The 15,744-nt window shown below is 67.5% G+C and carries 14 protein-coding genes; 3 read left to right on the forward strand and 11 right to left on the reverse strand.

All coding sequences use genetic code 11. The features are described from left to right. Window positions 1–110: 110 nt before the first annotated feature. Genes C4F17_RS31520 through C4F17_RS31530 form a run of 3 tightly spaced genes read right to left on the reverse strand, consistent with a single transcriptional unit; the run spans window position 111 to window position 2,406 of the window. A complete protein-coding gene (locus C4F17_RS31520) occupies window positions 111–1,100 on the reverse strand; it encodes a FecR family protein (RefSeq protein WP_106938301.1) in 990 nt (329 codons plus the stop codon). Then, window positions 1,090–1,650 carry an RNA polymerase sigma factor gene (locus tag C4F17_RS31525; protein WP_106938302.1) on the reverse strand — a complete coding sequence of 187 codons (561 nt, stop codon included), beginning with the start codon at window positions 1,648–1,650 and terminating at the stop codon, window positions 1,090–1,092. The genes C4F17_RS31520 and C4F17_RS31525 overlap by 11 nt, the downstream gene beginning before the upstream one ends. Window positions 1,651–1,668: 18 nt before the next feature. Further along, window positions 1,669–2,406, reverse strand: a complete 738-nt coding sequence (locus C4F17_RS31530; RefSeq protein ID WP_159053795.1) for a TonB family protein — start codon at window positions 2,404–2,406, stop codon at window positions 1,669–1,671. A 182-nt stretch (window positions 2,407–2,588) separates the two neighbouring features. Between C4F17_RS31530 and C4F17_RS31535 the strand changes: the two genes are divergently transcribed. Further along, window positions 2,589–2,966, forward strand: coding sequence for a hypothetical protein (locus tag C4F17_RS31535; RefSeq protein WP_106938304.1), 378 nt, complete (start codon window positions 2,589–2,591; stop codon window positions 2,964–2,966). 62 nt (window positions 2,967–3,028) lie between these two features. Here C4F17_RS31535 and C4F17_RS31540 read toward each other — a convergent pair whose 3' ends face one another. The 5 genes from C4F17_RS31540 to C4F17_RS31560 all read right to left on the reverse strand — a co-directional run bounded on the left by C4F17_RS31540 (window position 3,029) and on the right by C4F17_RS31560 (window position 8,130). Continuing rightward, window positions 3,029–3,229: a hypothetical protein gene (locus C4F17_RS31540; protein ID WP_234383066.1), complete on the reverse strand. Its 201-nt coding sequence runs from the start codon at window positions 3,227–3,229 to the stop codon at window positions 3,029–3,031. A gap of 63 nt (window positions 3,230–3,292) precedes the next feature. Beyond that, window positions 3,293–3,679: an RNA polymerase sigma factor gene (locus C4F17_RS31545; RefSeq protein ID WP_106938306.1), complete on the reverse strand. Its 387-nt coding sequence runs from the start codon at window positions 3,677–3,679 to the stop codon at window positions 3,293–3,295. 86 nt (window positions 3,680–3,765) lie between these two features. Further along, on the reverse strand, window positions 3,766–6,495 hold the full coding sequence (locus C4F17_RS33605) for a filamentous haemagglutinin family protein (RefSeq protein ID WP_159053796.1): 2,730 nt from the start codon (window positions 6,493–6,495) through the stop codon (window positions 3,766–3,768). Further along, the gene (locus tag C4F17_RS31555; RefSeq protein ID WP_106938308.1) at window positions 6,393–7,451 is read right to left on the reverse strand and encodes a hypothetical protein; all 1,059 of its coding nucleotides are present in this window, start codon (window positions 7,449–7,451) and stop codon (window positions 6,393–6,395) included. Before C4F17_RS31555 ends, C4F17_RS33605 begins: the two co-directional genes overlap by 103 nt. A gap of 445 nt (window positions 7,452–7,896) precedes the next feature. After that, complete coding sequence (locus C4F17_RS31560) at window positions 7,897–8,130, reverse strand: hypothetical protein (protein ID WP_106938309.1); 234 nt, start codon at window positions 8,128–8,130, stop codon at window positions 7,897–7,899. Window positions 8,131–8,276: 146 nt separating this feature from the next. Between C4F17_RS31560 and C4F17_RS31565 the strand changes: the two genes are divergently transcribed. Then, a complete protein-coding gene (locus tag C4F17_RS31565; RefSeq protein WP_106938533.1) occupies window positions 8,277–9,713 on the forward strand; it encodes an aminotransferase-like domain-containing protein in 1,437 nt (478 codons plus the stop codon). Window positions 9,714–9,735: 22 nt separating this feature from the next. Here the strand turns inward: C4F17_RS31565 and C4F17_RS31570 are convergent, their stop codons facing one another. Genes C4F17_RS31570 through C4F17_RS31580 form a run of 3 tightly spaced genes read right to left on the reverse strand, consistent with a single transcriptional unit; the run spans window position 9,736 to window position 14,730 of the window. After that, window positions 9,736–10,470 carry an amino acid ABC transporter ATP-binding protein gene (locus C4F17_RS31570; RefSeq protein WP_081267644.1) on the reverse strand — a complete coding sequence of 245 codons (735 nt, stop codon included), beginning with the start codon at window positions 10,468–10,470 and terminating at the stop codon, window positions 9,736–9,738. A 19-nt stretch (window positions 10,471–10,489) separates the two neighbouring features. Continuing rightward, window positions 10,490–11,749, reverse strand: coding sequence for a M20/M25/M40 family metallo-hydrolase (locus C4F17_RS31575; RefSeq protein WP_106938534.1), 1,260 nt, complete (start codon window positions 11,747–11,749; stop codon window positions 10,490–10,492). Between the two features lie 14 nt (window positions 11,750–11,763). After that, window positions 11,764–14,730: an FAD-dependent oxidoreductase gene (locus C4F17_RS31580; RefSeq protein ID WP_106938310.1), complete on the reverse strand. Its 2,967-nt coding sequence runs from the start codon at window positions 14,728–14,730 to the stop codon at window positions 11,764–11,766. 105 nt (window positions 14,731–14,835) lie between these two features. Here C4F17_RS31580 and C4F17_RS31585 point away from each other — a divergent pair, with 105 nt between their 5' ends. After that, entirely contained in the window at window positions 14,836–15,732 is an 897-nt protein-coding gene (locus tag C4F17_RS31585; RefSeq protein WP_106938311.1) for a dihydrodipicolinate synthase family protein, read from the forward strand. Window positions 15,733–15,744 lie beyond the last annotated feature (12 nt).

Below are 15,744 nucleotides of genomic sequence, written 5' to 3' on the forward strand. Positions count from 1 at the left end.
ATGCCACGGAGCGGGCTGCGAAAGCCTGCGGCCCGTGGTCTACCGAGCTATGACAGCGAAGGTGCAGCGCGACTGCACCATGTCACGAAATCTTCATGAAGCCTTGGCACTCAGGCCTTGGCCTGCCCCAGCAGCACGATGCCGCCGGGCAGTTGCGTGAGCTCTGCGCCGTACACCTCGCGCACCAGCGAGGCCACGTCGTCGAGCCGGTCGATCGAAAAGCTCGCCTGCACCAGGCTGCGGCCCAGCGCCTCGCTGGTGAGAACGAGCCGGCCGCGCCGGTAGCGATTGACCTCGGCCACCACCTGCGCGAGCGGCACCTGGTCGAACACCAGTTGCCGGCGGCGCCAGGCCGTGACCGGGCCGATGTCCACCGGCATGACGGCGCCCAGGCCCGCGGCGCCGTAGCGCAGTTGCCGTCCCTCGTCGAGCGGCAAGCGCTGCGCGCCACGGGCCACCTCGACCTGGCCCGCGATGCAAGTGACACACACCTCGCCGTCGGTATTGCGGATGTTGAAGCGCGCGCGCACCGCGGAGACCACGCCGTCCGCAGCCGAAACGGTGACGCGCGCCGAGGCCTGCGTCGCGATCTCGGCTTCGCCGGCCAGCAGCTCGATGCCCTCACCGCTCTCGCTGCCGCGCAGCACATTGACGCGGGTCTGCGTGTTCATCTGCAGCACCACGCCATCGGCCATGGCCACCTCGCGCTGCTCTCCGGTGGCGGTGCGGTAGTCCGCGCCCCACTCGGTGACGGAGGGCCAGAGCTCCAGCGGCGGCCGCACCGCCAGATAAGCCACCGAGGCGGCCACCGCGCCGCCCAGGAACGCACGCCGTCCCGCCACCGGCATGCGGGTGCGCGCATTGCGTTCGTCTTGCCGGCGTACCTGCAGCGCGGCCGACGCCATGGCCCGCCACACCTCACGCGCCTGCACGAACGCATTGGCATGGCTGCGGCTCTGCGCGCACCACCGCTTGAAGGCCTGTGCGTCCTCGTCCGTCACCTGGTGCGAGCCGAGCCGCACAACCCAGGCCTGGGCTTCGCGTTGCAGGAGCTCCATCGCCTGGCCGTCTCCGGTTTGTTCGGATTCTTCAGCTGTCATGAGGCTTAGACTGTTTTCCGGCACCGGGACCGAAGCGCTGGACGAAATCTCTTCCCAATCGCTCGCAGCAATGCTCCAGGCCCGCGCGCAGTTCCTTCTCGACGGTGCGCGCCGACACGCCGTAGCGCGCGGCTATTTCCTTGTGCGGCATCTCGTCCACGCGTGCGGCCAGCACGATGGCACGGCGGCGCCGCGGCAGCTCGGCCAATGCGCGCTCCAGTGCCTCCAGCTCGTTGCGGGCCTCGGCACCGCGCGCCGGGTCGGCCATCTCGTCGGCCATGTCGTAGAGCGCCTCGACCTCGCCCACGCTCAGCAGCCGAGAGTTGCTCTTGCGCTGGTCTTCCGCCACATTGAGCGCGATGCGGAACAGGTAGGCCGAGGGATAGCGCACCGGGCTGCGCACGTTGGCGCTCTCCATGCGCAGGTAGGTCTCCTGCAGCGCGTCGTTGGCCAAATCTTCCGAGCCGAGGCGAATCTGCAGGTGCTTCCTGAACTGGGCGTAGCGCGCGAGGAACAGCGCGCGCAACGCGGCCTTGATCGAATCGGGCATGCCTGCGGTCCCCGGCGCTCAGCCGGCACGCGCGCCACGCGCGGTGCTGTAGGGCCGGCAGTCGCGCGCTGGATCGGCGCGCGGCGTGAGAAGGATGGTGACGGGCTGCGCCATGCCAGGCGGGGGTGGTGCATCCATCTCCAGCGAGCGCAGGATGGCGAGCACCGCCGCATCGCGCTGCGCAAGGCCACTGCCTTCGAGCAGGCGGGCTTCGCTCACGAGCCCCGTGGGGTCGATCCATAGCCGCAGGCCCAGGCGGTAGCGGCCGAAGGCATCGGGCTGCGCGATGCAGAGCACGCGCGTGATCGATGCCTGGAGCACGGCTGCATAGCCGGCCTGCGCCCGCGTGGCCTCCGCCGCCTCGGGGTCACCCTTCGTTGCGCGCCCGTCGGCCAGGCTTTTCTCGGACGGCTCCACTGGGACCGGCACGAGCGTGAAAGCATTGGCGCTGGTGTAGCGTGCAACGAGCCCGCTGCCTGCAAGCAGGCGGTGCAATGCTTCGCGCGGCGCGAAGTCGCCCCGGACCGCGGCAGCCTCGCGGCCGGCCGTGAGGCTGCTGGCCACCAGCACCGAATGCCCGGTGATGCGGCCGAAGACGGCGAGGGAAATTTCCAGCGACTGGGCCGGCAGGTCGAACCGCACGACCTCGCCATCGGCGGCGGCCTGTGCGGCGGCGAGCCGCGCGCCCATCATCAACGCCATGACGAGGCACCAGGACAGTGTCAGGGCACCGCCCGATGCGGAAGTACGTGTCATGTGGCGGGGGGTCGACAACGGAAAAGCGTTCTGAAGAGATGGGGTACGAAGCGGCGAGGCTATCCGGCGCGAATGACTGACATGTGACGTTTGGTATGCATGCCACGCAGCCGTCTTCTCTCTGACTTGCATGCGACCTAGACTGCCGCGTTCGAGGCGGCACACAGAAGGACGACAGGCGCATGAAATTCTTGCACGGCATGGCGGCCTTGCTGGTGGGCGGAGTCTGCGGGGTTTGCGGCGACGCAGCCGCGCAGGACACGGCAAAGGCGACGAACGCCGGCGTGGACAGCTGCGCGGAGGTCACCGTCAACGGCGAACGCACACCCTCCTACGAGTGCCTCACGCAGAAGCTGCAGCCCAAGGCCCCGGCGCCCGGACGCGAGGGCGCGGCACCCGGCATGGCATCGGAAGCCATCGTGCAGAAGCCCTCGAACCAGCTCGGTCTGTTCAACCGCGCGGCGATCGGACACCGCATGGGCAACACCTTCGGCACCTCGGTCCACCCGCAACGCCCGCCGCCCGTCGCACCGTCTTCGCCGCTGATGCCGCGGCCCTGAGCCTCGCGGCAGGCGTTGCTGATCGGTGTCGATGGGCAAGGCGATGTCGGGTCACAGGAACTTCATCGAATCGCCGCAGAAGACGCCCTCGTTGCCACGGGGTTGCGGCCCCTTCTCACCCCGCCCTGCACCGACCGGCCGGCGAGCTCGGCGCAGTGCTCCAGTGCCTGGCGCAGCACGGTGTCCACGCGGCGCAAGGTCAGATCGAAGCGGGTGGCGACCTCCTCGCGCGTGGCGTCCTCGATGCGCAGGGCGGCCAGCACGGACCGGTGGCGTCGTGGCAGCCGATGCAGGGCACGCTCCACCGCGGCGAGTTCGGAGCGCGCCTATGCGCTGAGGTCCGGGCCGGGGCCGAGATCCGCGAGGTAGTCGAGGTCGGTATCGGCACCCTCCGCGTATTGCCAATTACGGTTGCTGCGCATGCGGTCCATCGCCGCGTTGCAGGCCGTGCGATAGACATAGGCTTCAGGGCTGTGCACGGACGCGAAGACCGCCAGATCGTCCAGGCGAAGCCAGGCGTCGTGCAGGCACTCGCTGGCCAGGTCGGGGCAGCCCAGATGCCGGGTCAGGCGCTGCTGCAGCCGGACGTAGTTGGCGACGAGAAAGTCGCGCAGCAAGACGCGTGGAGGTCCGCTCCTGCTTCTTTCTCCAACCGCCTCGTCATCCGCGCCTGCGGAAGCCACTGCGCAGACCCAGGTGCTCATGTCCAACATGGAACCCTCCGTATCGAAAACGCTGGGCAAATCCGTGCCCGTCCGGTTTCTCCAGCGAGAAACCGTGCGGGAACGAAGTCGGGGAATTACCTGGCCTTTCGCAGCTCGCGCTGCTCGGCTTCGGAAAGTTTTGACATCACGGCGGGATCGAACTGGTCTCCGTGCGCGGCGACCTGAACGAGGTTGTGCGCGTCGTAGGGAACACGCGTGCTGCTCTGCAAGCCGCTCTTCGCGGGCTGCGAAGGAGCCTGCTCGCCACCCTGCGGCTCGTTGCCGAACCCCATCACCCGCACGGTGAAGACCGAAGGCAGGTTCTGGCGGGCCGCTGCGCGCTCCCGCTGCATCACATCCTGCGCGGCGGCGGTGGCCGAACTCGCTGCCGCGCTGGCGTTCGTCAACGCGCCCACATTCACCGCCGCAACCACCGGCAGCCCCGTGGACTTTCCCTGCACCTGGATGTTCTCGGCGTTCACCACATGCAGGGCCGCGATGTTGACGTTGCCCGACACCCGGATGCCGGCCTCGCCCGCGTCGATGGTGCCCAGGGGCGCGATCAGATCGACGTCGCCGGCGGGCACTTCGGGCAGCGGGTTGAGCGTGGCGATGCCGGCGCCCGTGCTGGGCACGTCGGGCGAGATCTTCATGTTGCCGACGTCGTCGTACACCTGCCGCGGCGGCGTGTAGACCACCGTGGTCTTGGAGCCGCGGCCGGCATTGATGTCGCCCTGGGCCGACCAGGCCAGGATGCTGCCGCCGAAGGTGGTCATGATGCGGCTCTGGCCCAGCAGGATGCTGTCCAGCGCATAGAGCTGGATGTCGCCCTTGCCGCGGGTGATGAGGCCCGCGGTGCAAGGCGGCGCGGCGCCTTCCACGCCGTAGGTCTGTGCGCCACCCGGCGTCAGCACCTGAATATCGCCACCAAGATCGGTATGGATGCCCGATCCGCCATAGATCAGCAGGTCACCTTGATGGGCGCCGCCGTTGCCCCCGGCATCCCTGCCCGGGAATAGCGCCGCAATGGCATTGCGCCCACGCAGGTAGCTGCCGGTGCGCGGGCCATCGACCGCGTTGTACTCGCGCCCGCCCTCACGCAGTTCGGTGAAGAAGACCTGGCGCGCAAAGATGCGCTGCTGCTCGGGCGCCAGCGCATTAAAGTACGCCAGCGCCTGCCCGCTCGTGCCCTCGAAGCCATACCGTTCGGACAGCCATGCGGCCAGTTCGGCACCGTAGGTCCTGGCGACCTTGCCGGCTTGATCGGCCAGCGGCGTGCCGGTCGCGGCCTGATTCGCCGGATCGAGATACCGGCTCAGAAGCCCCGTGTAGCTGGCGCCACGGGGTCCAAGGCCCGCCTGCACCACGATGCCCGCGCCGGGACGGCTGTCGCCGGGGACCACGGGCCCGATGCTCGTGAGGTTGGCCCGGTCGTTCTGGATGACGTTGCGGCCGGCGGAGATTTCCAGGGTGCCGGAGCCGGCCATGTCGAAGTTGGCGTAGAGGATGTCGCGGCCGGCCTCGATCACCGAGGCGTCGTTCCTTTGCGTATGAACGATCAGATTGCCGGAAGCCTTCGCACTGGAAGCGTCGCTCGTGAAGTCGCCGATGTCGGGCAGGGCGTCGTTGATGCGCGTCCCCGAATAGACGATGTCTCGCCCGGCCTTCACGGCAATCGGTCCGGCGGCCACGTAGTCGACCTCGTTGGCACGAACGCCGGAAGCAGCAAACTTCACCACAGAGCCCGTTCGCAGGCCGACGATGTCGCCGTTGGTTGCGTAGAAGCGGGACGGACTCGATGCACTCTCTGACACGCCAACCCGGTCGCTCACGCTGTTCGCACCAAAGGCCATCAGAGGAAAGCGCCCGATATCCGCCACGGGGCCACTGGCACTGACATTGCTGACCACACGGGCATTCGCCGCGTCGAATCCGGCAAAGGCCGGCTGCAGGATCGTCGCCATGACCGATGCATCCGCACCGGACGAACTGATGGCATAGCCGCCGCCATAGAGCGAATCGCCGGCCAGCAGTTCGATGCGGCGACTGCCCAGCGGCGCAAGCAGCAGGCCGCCGGTATTCCACTGGTTCGCGCTGCCGAAAGTGTTGAGGTATGCGGCCGATTGGCCGTAGTAGATGCTGCCCGTGTTCGCGACGGCGCTGACATTGCCGGGCAGCAGGAACCAGCCGCCGTTGCTGGTGTAGTCCCAGTTCGCCACCAAGGGGTTGGCGATGCTTTCGCTGGCGCGGGTATCGAAGGCCAGGTTGCCGCCGGCTGCCGACAGATGGACGGCTGTCCTGTCCGTCCAGAGACTGAACCAGCTCTGCCCCATCTGTCCGTTGCCTGCGGTGGACGTGAATGCCGTTCCATTGGGTGTCCCCACCAGGCCCGGATCTCCCGTGCCTCCCAGCACCAGGTCGCCGCGGCTGGCGATGGTGGTGCCGGCGTCGCCGCCCATCAGCATCAGGCCTCCGGTGGCCCGGGAGATGCTCGACGTATAGGGGTTCGATGCCCGAACCTCCTTGCCGTCCTGCGTCGCGCCGTAGAACAGCTCCATCGTGCCGATCTGGCCCGCGCTCATGGCGATCGCGCCGCGCAGGTTGACGAGGCCGCCATACAGCTCCTGCGTCTGCGCAACGTCCACGCCGCTGGTTGTCAAGCGGCCCGCCATGCTGCTGTTCCAGCCGCCCCCGATGCGCACGTCCAGATCCCCGCCCCCCGTCAGGGCCAGGCCGCCATCCGCAAGAACCCGGCCGGTACCGCCAACAGCGAGCACCACCCCCTGGCTGCGCGCCGATTTGCTGCTCGAGGCGTTGACGCCCACGAGGTCCGTCGAACGCCTGGTGATGACACCCGCATCGCCACCGACACGGATCGTGGGTCGCCCCCGCCCAGCGTGCCTATCCCGGTAAAGCCGGCGACGGTTGGCCAGTACAGCGGGTTCTCGGCGCCGTCCTTGCGCTCCTTGTAGGCATAGGTGCCGAAGTTGATCCACCACGCGGTGGACACATCGTCGACGCCCGCGGTCTTACCCGTCCCCTGTCGCCACAGCCAGTTGCCGACGCCGGCGCTGGCCCAGGGCAACTCCCCGCTGGCACTCCACGAATCGCCGGTGAGATTCCCGCCGACATCCATCCGCAGGCTGCCGCCACGGTCCGGATACCACGCCTGGTACAAGCTGGCCGGTCCGCTGACCAGCCTCTCGTATTCGGCGGCAGCGTCGCCTGCGACGGTCCCGAGCACGAAGTTGCCCGCCAGCAGGCCGCGTGCCTGGTTGTAGCGGGCATCGAGCGCGGTATTGCCCAGGCTGGTCGGTGTCCCGGCCGTGTACACGCCATAGGGCGACAGCATCGAGAAGTTGCCGCCCGCCGAGATGTCCAGATCGCCCGTGCCGGTGCGCAGCACGCTGAAGATGGGAGCCTTGACGGTGCGGGTCAGCGGCAGATTGACCGTGGCGCCGTTGCCGGCCGGGAGTTCCCAGAAATTGCCGGGCAGACCGAAGTCCTCCCACGAGAAGGCCTGGTAGAGGGTGACGATCTGAGGCTCGGTCTTGCCCACCAGTTCGCTCTTGTCGCCCATGCCGGGCGGAAGGCCGCCGGCCACGTTCACCACCGCGTCCACCCCTTGCAGCGTGAGCCCCAGCAGGATGTTGCCGTTCGAGGCGCTCCAGAAGTCGGCGGGAAGGCCGAAGTCCTCCCATGAGAACGCCTGATAGAGGGCAATGATCTGGGCCTCCGTCTTGCCCACCAGTTCGCTCTTGCCGGGCAGGCCGCCGGGCACGGCAGGTAGGTAATCATGCAATGGGCGAATTCAGCAAAGCGTGTTTCCGCAGCCCGATACGCGCCCTGAAGTCCGCTGTTCGAGCTGCAGCGGAAAAAATGGCTTACGGATGGAGAGCAATGCTTTGCTACCCGCCCGGCCGCGCGAGTCTTGAAAATATGCTCACGCTCGCGCGAGTCTCGACAATTTGGTGACTGATTCGCGCGAGTCTTTAAATTGTGGGCACAAAAGTGAGCTTTCAATAAACCGATGACACCGGATAAAACCCATGAAAAATCAACCACTTACCTCAGAAGAGATGTTAGGTGAATCATGTCAACGCAGGGTACAAGAAAATTCGTATGGTTGGAAAACGTAGCGTGCAAATCGCGACGAGGTTCGTGTCTTAAAGGGGCGTTCCGTCAGCCGAACCGTATCCGGACTATTGATCGAAAACGTCCAATCACTACATGGTCAGGTCCAGACCCATCCTTTTGCAAAATTCAAGGGTAAGGAACAACATAAGGAAAGACGAAGCAACGAATGCCGCTCCCACCTTGATGGACGTGAGCAACACTGCAGCCGTCTTTTGATTCTTGTCTTTCTGTCCTCGAACGTAATGCCACTTCACGGCCAAATACATGCCGACGCTGAGCACGAGGATCTTGAAAATAACAAAAGAAACAGGAATCGAATTCATGATTTAAACGAAATGAAAAGCCAATTTGGTAAAGCTACCGACTGGCACCACAGAAGCACTTTCAACGTGTTGTCGAGTGTTCACTTTTCAGACTGATACGTACAGAATCAGATCAGCTCAAGATTTGCATATCAGATGGAATGCCCATGAACCGCTACGAGAAGCTCGCCGACAACATCGCTCAGCGCATTCGCGCCGGCAGGCTGAAGGCGAACGATCGCCTTCCCTCGGTGCGCGAACTGAAGTCGCAGATGGGCATCAGTGCGTCTACCGTGTTCTCTGCTTACTACCTGCTGGAGGCGCAAGGGCTCGTCGAAGCGCGGCAGCGGTCGGGATACTTCGTTCGAGCGGGCGCGGAAACGACGGCCAACGAACTCGCCGCCAGCGCGCCTGTCCTCCGGTCCATGTCAGTGGACGTCTCGTCGCTTGTCTTTCAGGTCCTTGCACAGGCGCGCGAGCGCGACATGGTCCCGCTCGGCTCCGCCTTTCCGTCGCCAGAGCTGTTTCCCTTCGAGCAACTCGCCGCCGGCCTGACGCGAGCGCTCAAGCGGATGGATCCTTGGCAGACCGTCGAGGATCTGTCACCAGGAAACGCGCTTCTACGCCATCAGATCTCCCTGCGTTACGGCAGCGTCGGAATGGATGTTCCCGCGTCGGAACTGGTCATCACCAGCGGAGCGATGGAAGCACTCAATCTCGCGCTCGAATCGGTGACTCAGCCGGGCGACGTCGTGGCCATCGAAACACCGACCTTCTATGGTGCGTTGCAGGCACTGGAGCGGCGCGGTCTTCGCGCGGTCGAGGTCGAGACCCACCCGCGTACAGGCGTAGATCTCGACTCTCTCGCGCGCGTGATCGACCAGCATCCGGTGAAGGCCTGCTGGTTCATGCCGACCTTCCAGAATCCGATGGGCTGCACCATGAGCGACGCGGCCAAGGAGCAACTGGTCGGCATGCTCGCCACCCGTTCCATACCGCTGATCGAAGACGACGTGTACGGCGAGCTCGCGCATGGCGCCCGCAGACCGCCACCAGCCAAGGCCTGGGACCGGGACGGCTGGGTGCTGCACTGCAGTTCTTTCTCGAAATCCCTGGCACCCGGATATCGCATCGGTTGGGTGGCGGGTGGCCGCTTTGCAGCCACTTTGAGCCGGAACAAGTTGATGAGCTCGCTGGCGACGGCCCTCCCCTCCCAACTGGCGTTGCAGGAGTACCTGCAACACAAGAGTTTCGATCGTCACCTGCGCGTGCTGCGGCATTCGCTCAGCCGCCAGCAGGCTGAATGCTTGCGACTTGTCGATCGATACTTTCCGGCTGGCACGCGGGTCACGCGCCCCGAGGGCGGCTATTTCCTGTGGCTCGCGCTGCCGGAAGGTGTCGACTCGCTCACGCTGCACCAGGACGCTCTTCGGCTCGGCATAGGCGTAGCGCCGGGGCATTTGTTTTCAGCCGACCGCCGGTACACCCGGCACCTGCGCATCAACTACGGGTATCCCAGCGATCCGCGCCTGGAAGGGGCGATCAGGAGTCTTGGAGATCTCGCCAATGCGCAGCTCGAATCTAAAACCGGAAAATCGGGGTGATCAGGCTCGGCAACCGCCGGTGTCAGTGCTGGAGGATCTTCGAGAGAAACTGCTGCGCCCGGTCGGAGCGGGCCGACGGGTCGCCGAAGAACTCGTCCTTGGCGCAGTCTTCCACGATGCGGCCGCGGTCCATGAAGATCACCCGGTTCGCCACTTTGCGCGCGAACCCCATCTCGTGCGTGACGCACATCATGGTCATGCCCTCGCGGGCCAGGCCGACCATCACGTCGAGCACTTCGTTGACCATCTCGGGGTCGAGCGCCGAAGTGGGCTCGTCGAACAGCATGGCGATGGGGTCCATGGCCAGCGCGCGTGCAATGGCCACGCGCTGCTGCTGCCCGCCCGACAGCTGGCTCGGGAACTTGTGCGCATGCGCACGCATGCCCACGCGCTGCAGCAGCGCCATGGAAGCGGCGCGGGCTTCGGAAGCCGAGCGCTTGAGCACCTTGACCTGCGCGATCGACAGGTTGTCCTCGATCGACAGATGGGGAAACAGCTCGAAGTGCTGGAACACCATGCCGACGCGCGCGCGAAGCTTGTTCAGGTCGGTCTTGGGGTCGCCGACGGACACGCCGTCGACCGTGATGCGCCCCTGCTGGAAAGGCTCCAGCGCGTTGACGCACTTGATGAGCGTGGACTTGCCCGAGCCCGAGGGCCCGCAGACCACCACCACTTCGCCCTTGCGAATGTGGGCGGTGCAGTCGGTCAGCACCTGGAAGGCGCCGTAGCTTTTGTTGACGTGGCTGATTTCGATCATGGCTCGGCTCCTTGGCGCTTCAGCGCGTCAACAGGTGGTGCAGCGTGTTGGCGACCACGCGGGTGGCCTTGCGCAGTTCGTCCAGCGGCACACGCTCGTCGGCACGGTGGCCGTTGGCTTCGAGCAGCGATTCCGGGCCCGCGCCATACATCACGGTGGGAATGCCCGCTTCGCTGTACAGGCGCGCGTCGGTGTAGAGCGGCACGCCGATGGGCGTGACCGGCTTGCCCATGACATCGCTGGCCTCGCGGCACACCAGGGCGGCCAATTCGTCGGCCCCCGGCGCCGGCGCGAACGGGCGTGCCAGCAGGATCTGGCGGATCTCCACCGAAATGCCGGGCAGCGCGCGGCAGGCGGATTCGATCACTTCGCGCAACTCGGCCTCCACCGCTTCGGGCGATTCCTCGGGCACGATGCGCCGATCGATTCGCAGGCTCAGTGCATCGGCCACCACGTTGGTGTTGATGCCGCCGGCAATGAGGCCGACCACCATGGTCGGATGGGTGATGCCTGGGGTGCGCGAGGGCCGGTCGGCCAGGCCGTCGCGGTAGCGGTACAGCGCAGGCAGCAACGTGGCGGCGGCCTCGATCGCGTCATGGCCGGTGTCGGGCCGTGCTGCGTGTGCCGAGGTCCCGCGCACTGACACCTCCAGGTGCAGGCAGCCGTTGTGCGCGACCACCACGTGGTGCGAGAACGCGGCGGAGAGCACGAAGTCGGGCCGGCTCAGGCCCTTCGACAGGATCCATCCGGGGCCGGTCACGCCGCCGGTTTCCTCGTCGTAGGTCAGGTGCAGCTCGACCGTGCCGGCCAGCGGCGTGCCCGATGCGGCCAGGTGCTTGAGCGCGCGCATCGCGAACGCGTAGGTCGTGAAGTCGGATTTCGACACCGCGGCGCCGCGGCCGTACAGCCAGCCGTCGCGCACTTCGCCGCCATAAGGGTCGACGCTCCAGCCGGCGCCCGGCGGCACCACGTCGCCGTGGGCGTTGAGCGCGATGACAGGGCCTTCGCCGAAGCGCTCGCGAACGATCAGGTTGGTCACGCTGCGCATGCCGTGCGCGGCGGCGTACTCGGGAGGCACTGCATGGCGCTCGACCTCGAAGCCCATGGCTTCGAGCAGGCGGGCGGTGAGTTCGGCGTGCGGCGCGCAGTCCCCGGGCGGGTTGTCGGAGGGGCAGCGCACCAGTTCGGCGAGCGTGCTCACCTGCTCGTCGAAGTGGGCGTCGATGAACTGGCGCAGCGAATCGCGCGCAAGGGTGAATGCAGGGGCGTGGTCGGTCATGTCGATCATGGCGGTCAGAGAAAGCGTTCGATGCGAAAAGGCGTGATGTCGAAGTCGGTGCGCCCGCGCACGATCAGCTCGGTGACGAGTTGTGCGGTGACGGGCGCGAGCGTGTAGCCGTTGGAAGTCACGGCGTTGAAGAAGCCAGGGCATCCCGGCACCTCGCCGAGGATCGGAGCGCCGTCGATGTTGACGTTCATGCCCGCCCAGCAGCGCACCATGTGCAGGCCGCGCACCGCGGGCAGCACGCGGCGCGCGACCCACAGGTTGCCCTCGATGCTGTCGCGCACGGCGCGGTTCAGGCGCATGTCTTCGTTGAAGGCGGCGGTCCAGCCGCCGCCGACGATGAGCCCGCCGCTGGCCGCCTGCTTCAGGCTCAGGTGCCGGTCGGCATGCGCGACCAGGTGATTGACCAGCGGCGGCGCGGGCTCGGTCACGATCATCTGCAGCGGCGCGCCCTTCACCGGGATGGTGACGCCCAGCATGCGGCCGATGGCGCTCGACCAGGCGCCGCTTGCGTTGACCACGCGCCCCGCATGGATGACGCCGCGCGACGTGCGCACGACGTAGCCGGCGCCGTCGCCCGGCAGCCGCTCGATGGCCTGCACGTCGCAACCGCGCAGCACGTGCGCGCCCTGCTGCTGCGCGCGCCGTGCCACGGCGTAGGTCGCCCGCAGCGGGTTGATCTTGCCTTCCATCGGGCACAGCTCGGCGCCGAGCAGTTCGCCCGAGAGCGCCGGCGACAGGCGGCGCAGGTCGGCGCCGTCGATCACCTGCGCGTCGATGCCGTGGCGCCGCTCCAGCGCGGCCTTGGCCTCGAGGAAGCGCATGCCGTCTTCGCTGTCGGCGACCATGAGGCCGCCGGTGATCTTGATCTCGAGGTCTTCGCCGCAGTCGGACTCGATCTCCTGCCACAGGCGCACCGACATCGGCCCCAGCGGCAGCGTGGCCGCGGCGGGGCCACCGCCCTCCTGGGCCTTGGCACCGAAGTCGAAGGACAGCAACTGCACGTGCAGGCTGCCCGCATTGGCGCCCGAGGCCTGCAGGTTGAGGTCGTCGCGGTCCACCACCGTGACGTCCCGGCCCGCCTTCGACAGGAAGTAGCCCAGGCATGCGCCGAGCACGCCGGCGCCGATGACCAGCACGTCGGTGCGCAGCGGCTCGAAGGGCGCGTGTTCGACCGGCCGTGCGAGGTTGGGCGTGATGGCGGGCTTGTGGCCGCCCCATTCGGGCTTCTCGAAACCGAGCGCGCCGGCGGGCACCGGCTTGGCGGGCGGACGCGGCGCGAAGTACTGCTCGACTTCCGGCGGCCGGCCGGTGAGCTCGGCCACCAGCCGCCCGGCGGTGACGGCGCAATAGCGTGCCTGGCAGCGCCCCATGCCAAGGCGCGTGTTTCGCTTGATGGCGGCCAGGGTGTCGGCACCGGCACGGATCTGCTCGCGCACCGAGCCGAAGCTGACTTCCTCGCAGCGGCACAGCAGGGTGTCGTCGGGCACAGCGGCCAGCGTGACGGGCGGCGGGGTGTAGATCGACCACAGAGCCTGCTGGAAGCACTCGGCGCGGTGCAGGCGGGCCGGTGCGTCGGCCAGCGTCGCCGACGCTTTCGCCTGCAGGCCCAGGTTGTGCGCGGCCGCGGCGCCGGCCAGCGTGCCGCGCGCCAACGCCACGCGTGAGCCGCCCAGGTCGGCACCGTCGCCCACCACGTAGACACCGGGCACGCTGGTGGCGCCGTCTTCCTGTGTGATGGTGGCCAGGTGTCCCAAGTGCCGGTCGGCGAGCCGGTGCGCGCAGCCGAGCATGCGCGCGAGCTCGGTCGAGGGGATGAAGCCATAGCCCAGGCAGAGCGTGTCAGCCTCCAGCGTGCGCCGGGTTCCCGGCAGCGCGCGGCCTTGGGCGTCCACGCGCGCGATCTCCACGCGGCGCAGGCCGCTCGTGGCGTGGGCATCGCCCTGCGCCTCGACCACGGCGTGCCCCCACAGCACCGGTACGCCGGCGGCGCGCAGCCGCCGCAGATAGCGCCAGCCGTCGACCACCAGGTCGGGCGCGGTGCGGGCGGCGGCCAGCAACTGGCGCCAGTGGCGCAGCGACGGGCGCGGGGCCGACTCCAGCACGGCAACCACTTCAGCGCCGCCAGCCAGCAACTCCGCGGCCAGTTGAAGGTTGAGCGGGCCGTTGCCCGCGATGACCACCCGGCGACCCGGCGAGACACGGTAGGCGCGAGCCAGCGTCTGGCCCGCGCCGGTCGTCATCACGCCGGGCAAGGTCCAGCCGGGGAACGGCACCGGACGCTCATAGGCGCCGGGCGCGATCACGAGCTGGCGGCATTCGATGACCGTGGCGCGCCCGTCGATGAGCGCCGCGACCTCCGTCGGCGAGAAGGCGGCCCAGACCTGGGCGCCCTGGATGACCGTGACGCCGGCGGCGCGCACGTCCTGCGCCAGCGCCAGCCCCTGGGCGAACTGGCGGTCTGCCGGCGTGGCTGCGCGATGGGACGGTGCGAGCGGTTTGTAGAACTGCCCGCCTGATTCCAGGCGCTCGTCGAGCACGAGGACCTCGGCGCCGGGCTGGCGCGCGGCCAGCGCCGCCGAGAGCCCGGCCGGGCCGGCGCCCACCACCAGTACATCGACCTGCCGCCGGGCGGGCTCGGCGCCGGCCTCGGGCGTGAGCGGCTGCAGCGGGTCGTCTGGCGTGCCGGCCGGCAAGGTGGAGCGCACTTGCTGGCCATCGGCCACCTTGGTCAGGCAGGCGCGCTGACTCGCCTCGCCATCCACCGTGACCAGGCAATCGAAACACGCGCCCATGCCGCAGTAAAGGCCGCGGCGCTCGCCGCCGCGGGTATGCCGCATTGCCTTGATGCCACTGGCCGCGAGCGAGGCCGCGATGGTCTCGCCTTCGAGGCCGTCCACCGGCTGGCCGTCGTACCAGAAGCGCACGGGACGTCCGGCCGTGGCGATCGAGGGGTGGTTCAGTCTGGCGCTCATGGGCAGGTGCGAGGAAAAAACGGAATCCGCGTTGACGCGTTTAAATGTATACGTATACTACACGTATACGTATACTTCGTCATCCGATTTTCCAAGGACTGCCCCATGACAGCGTTCCGCGGCACCTATACGGTGCTCATCACCCCCATGACCGACGACGGCCTGCACGTGGACGTGCCGGCACTGAAGAAGCTGGTCAATTGGCAAATCGAGGAGGGAATCCACGGGCTGATCCCCTTGGGCAGCACCGGAGAGTTCCTGTCGCTGACGCCCGATGAGCGCCAGCTGGTGATCGAAACCTGCGTGAGCACTGCAGCAAAACGCGTGCCGGTGCTGATCGGCACCGGCGCGGAGTGGACCGACGAATGCGTGCGGCTGAGCCGCGAGGCGCAGAGCATGGGTGCCGACGGCGTCATGATCATTCCGCCCTTCTACAGCACGCCCACCGACGACGAGTTGTTCGCGCACTACCGCAAGGTGGGCGAGTCGATCGACATTCCGATCATGGTCTACAACAACCCGGCCACCGCCAACGTCGACCTCAAGCCGGAACTGGTGGCCCGCCTCTCGCGCATCGACAACTGCAAATACATCAAGGAGTCGACCCTCGAGGTGACCCGTGTGCGCGACATCATCGAGCTGTGCGGCGACCGCATGACCGTGTTCGCCGGCATCCTCGGCTACGAGTCGTTCTGGCTCGGCGCGCAGGGCTGGGTGGCCGTGTGTTCCAACCTGATCCCGAAGATGTCCGCGCGCCTGTTCGAGCTGGTGGCCGACGAACGCGACATGCCTGCCGCACTCGCCCTCTACAAGCAGATGCTGCCCATCGTGCGCTGGGTGGGCGGCCACCGGTACGTCGCCGCCTCCAAGGACGGGCTCACGATGATGGGCCTGCCGGTCGGCAAGCCGCGCGCGCCCCGCCTGCCCCTGCCCGAGGCCGACGCCGCCGACTTGCGCAGCGCCCTCGCGCGCCTCGACCTGCTGGACTCGATCCACGCCTGAGCGCCCGCCCTC

Origin of the sequence: Variovorax sp. PMC12 (assembly GCF_003019815.1) — a bacterium.
Taxonomy (GTDB): domain Bacteria; phylum Pseudomonadota; class Gammaproteobacteria; order Burkholderiales; family Burkholderiaceae_C; genus Variovorax.

What these genes read in the sequence shown, in the direction of transcription:
- C4F17_RS31520 (WP_106938301.1), bottom strand. Translation starts at nt 1,100, where the DNA reads ATGACAGCTGAAGAATCCGAACAAACCGGAGACGGCCAGGCGATGGAG.
- C4F17_RS31525 (WP_106938302.1), bottom strand. Translation starts at nt 1,650, where the DNA reads ATGCCCGATTCGATCAAGGCCGCGTTGCGCGCGCTGTTCCTCGCGCGC.
- C4F17_RS31530 (WP_159053795.1), bottom strand. Translation starts at nt 2,406, where the DNA reads ATGACACGTACTTCCGCATCGGGCGGTGCCCTGACACTGTCCTGGTGC.
- C4F17_RS31535 (WP_106938304.1), top strand. Translation starts at nt 2,589, where the DNA reads ATGAAATTCTTGCACGGCATGGCGGCCTTGCTGGTGGGCGGAGTCTGC.
- C4F17_RS31545 (WP_106938306.1), bottom strand. Translation starts at nt 3,679, where the DNA reads ATGTTGGACATGAGCACCTGGGTCTGCGCAGTGGCTTCCGCAGGCGCG.
- C4F17_RS31560 (WP_106938309.1), bottom strand. Translation starts at nt 8,130, where the DNA reads ATGAATTCGATTCCTGTTTCTTTTGTTATTTTCAAGATCCTCGTGCTC.
- C4F17_RS31565 (WP_106938533.1), top strand. Translation starts at nt 8,277, where the DNA reads ATGAACCGCTACGAGAAGCTCGCCGACAACATCGCTCAGCGCATTCGC.
- C4F17_RS31570 (WP_081267644.1), bottom strand. Translation starts at nt 10,470, where the DNA reads ATGATCGAAATCAGCCACGTCAACAAAAGCTACGGCGCCTTCCAGGTG.
- C4F17_RS31575 (WP_106938534.1), bottom strand. Translation starts at nt 11,749, where the DNA reads ATGACCGACCACGCCCCTGCATTCACCCTTGCGCGCGATTCGCTGCGC.
- C4F17_RS31580 (WP_106938310.1), bottom strand. Translation starts at nt 14,730, where the DNA reads ATGAGCGCCAGACTGAACCACCCCTCGATCGCCACGGCCGGACGTCCC.
- C4F17_RS31585 (WP_106938311.1), top strand. Translation starts at nt 14,836, where the DNA reads ATGACAGCGTTCCGCGGCACCTATACGGTGCTCATCACCCCCATGACC.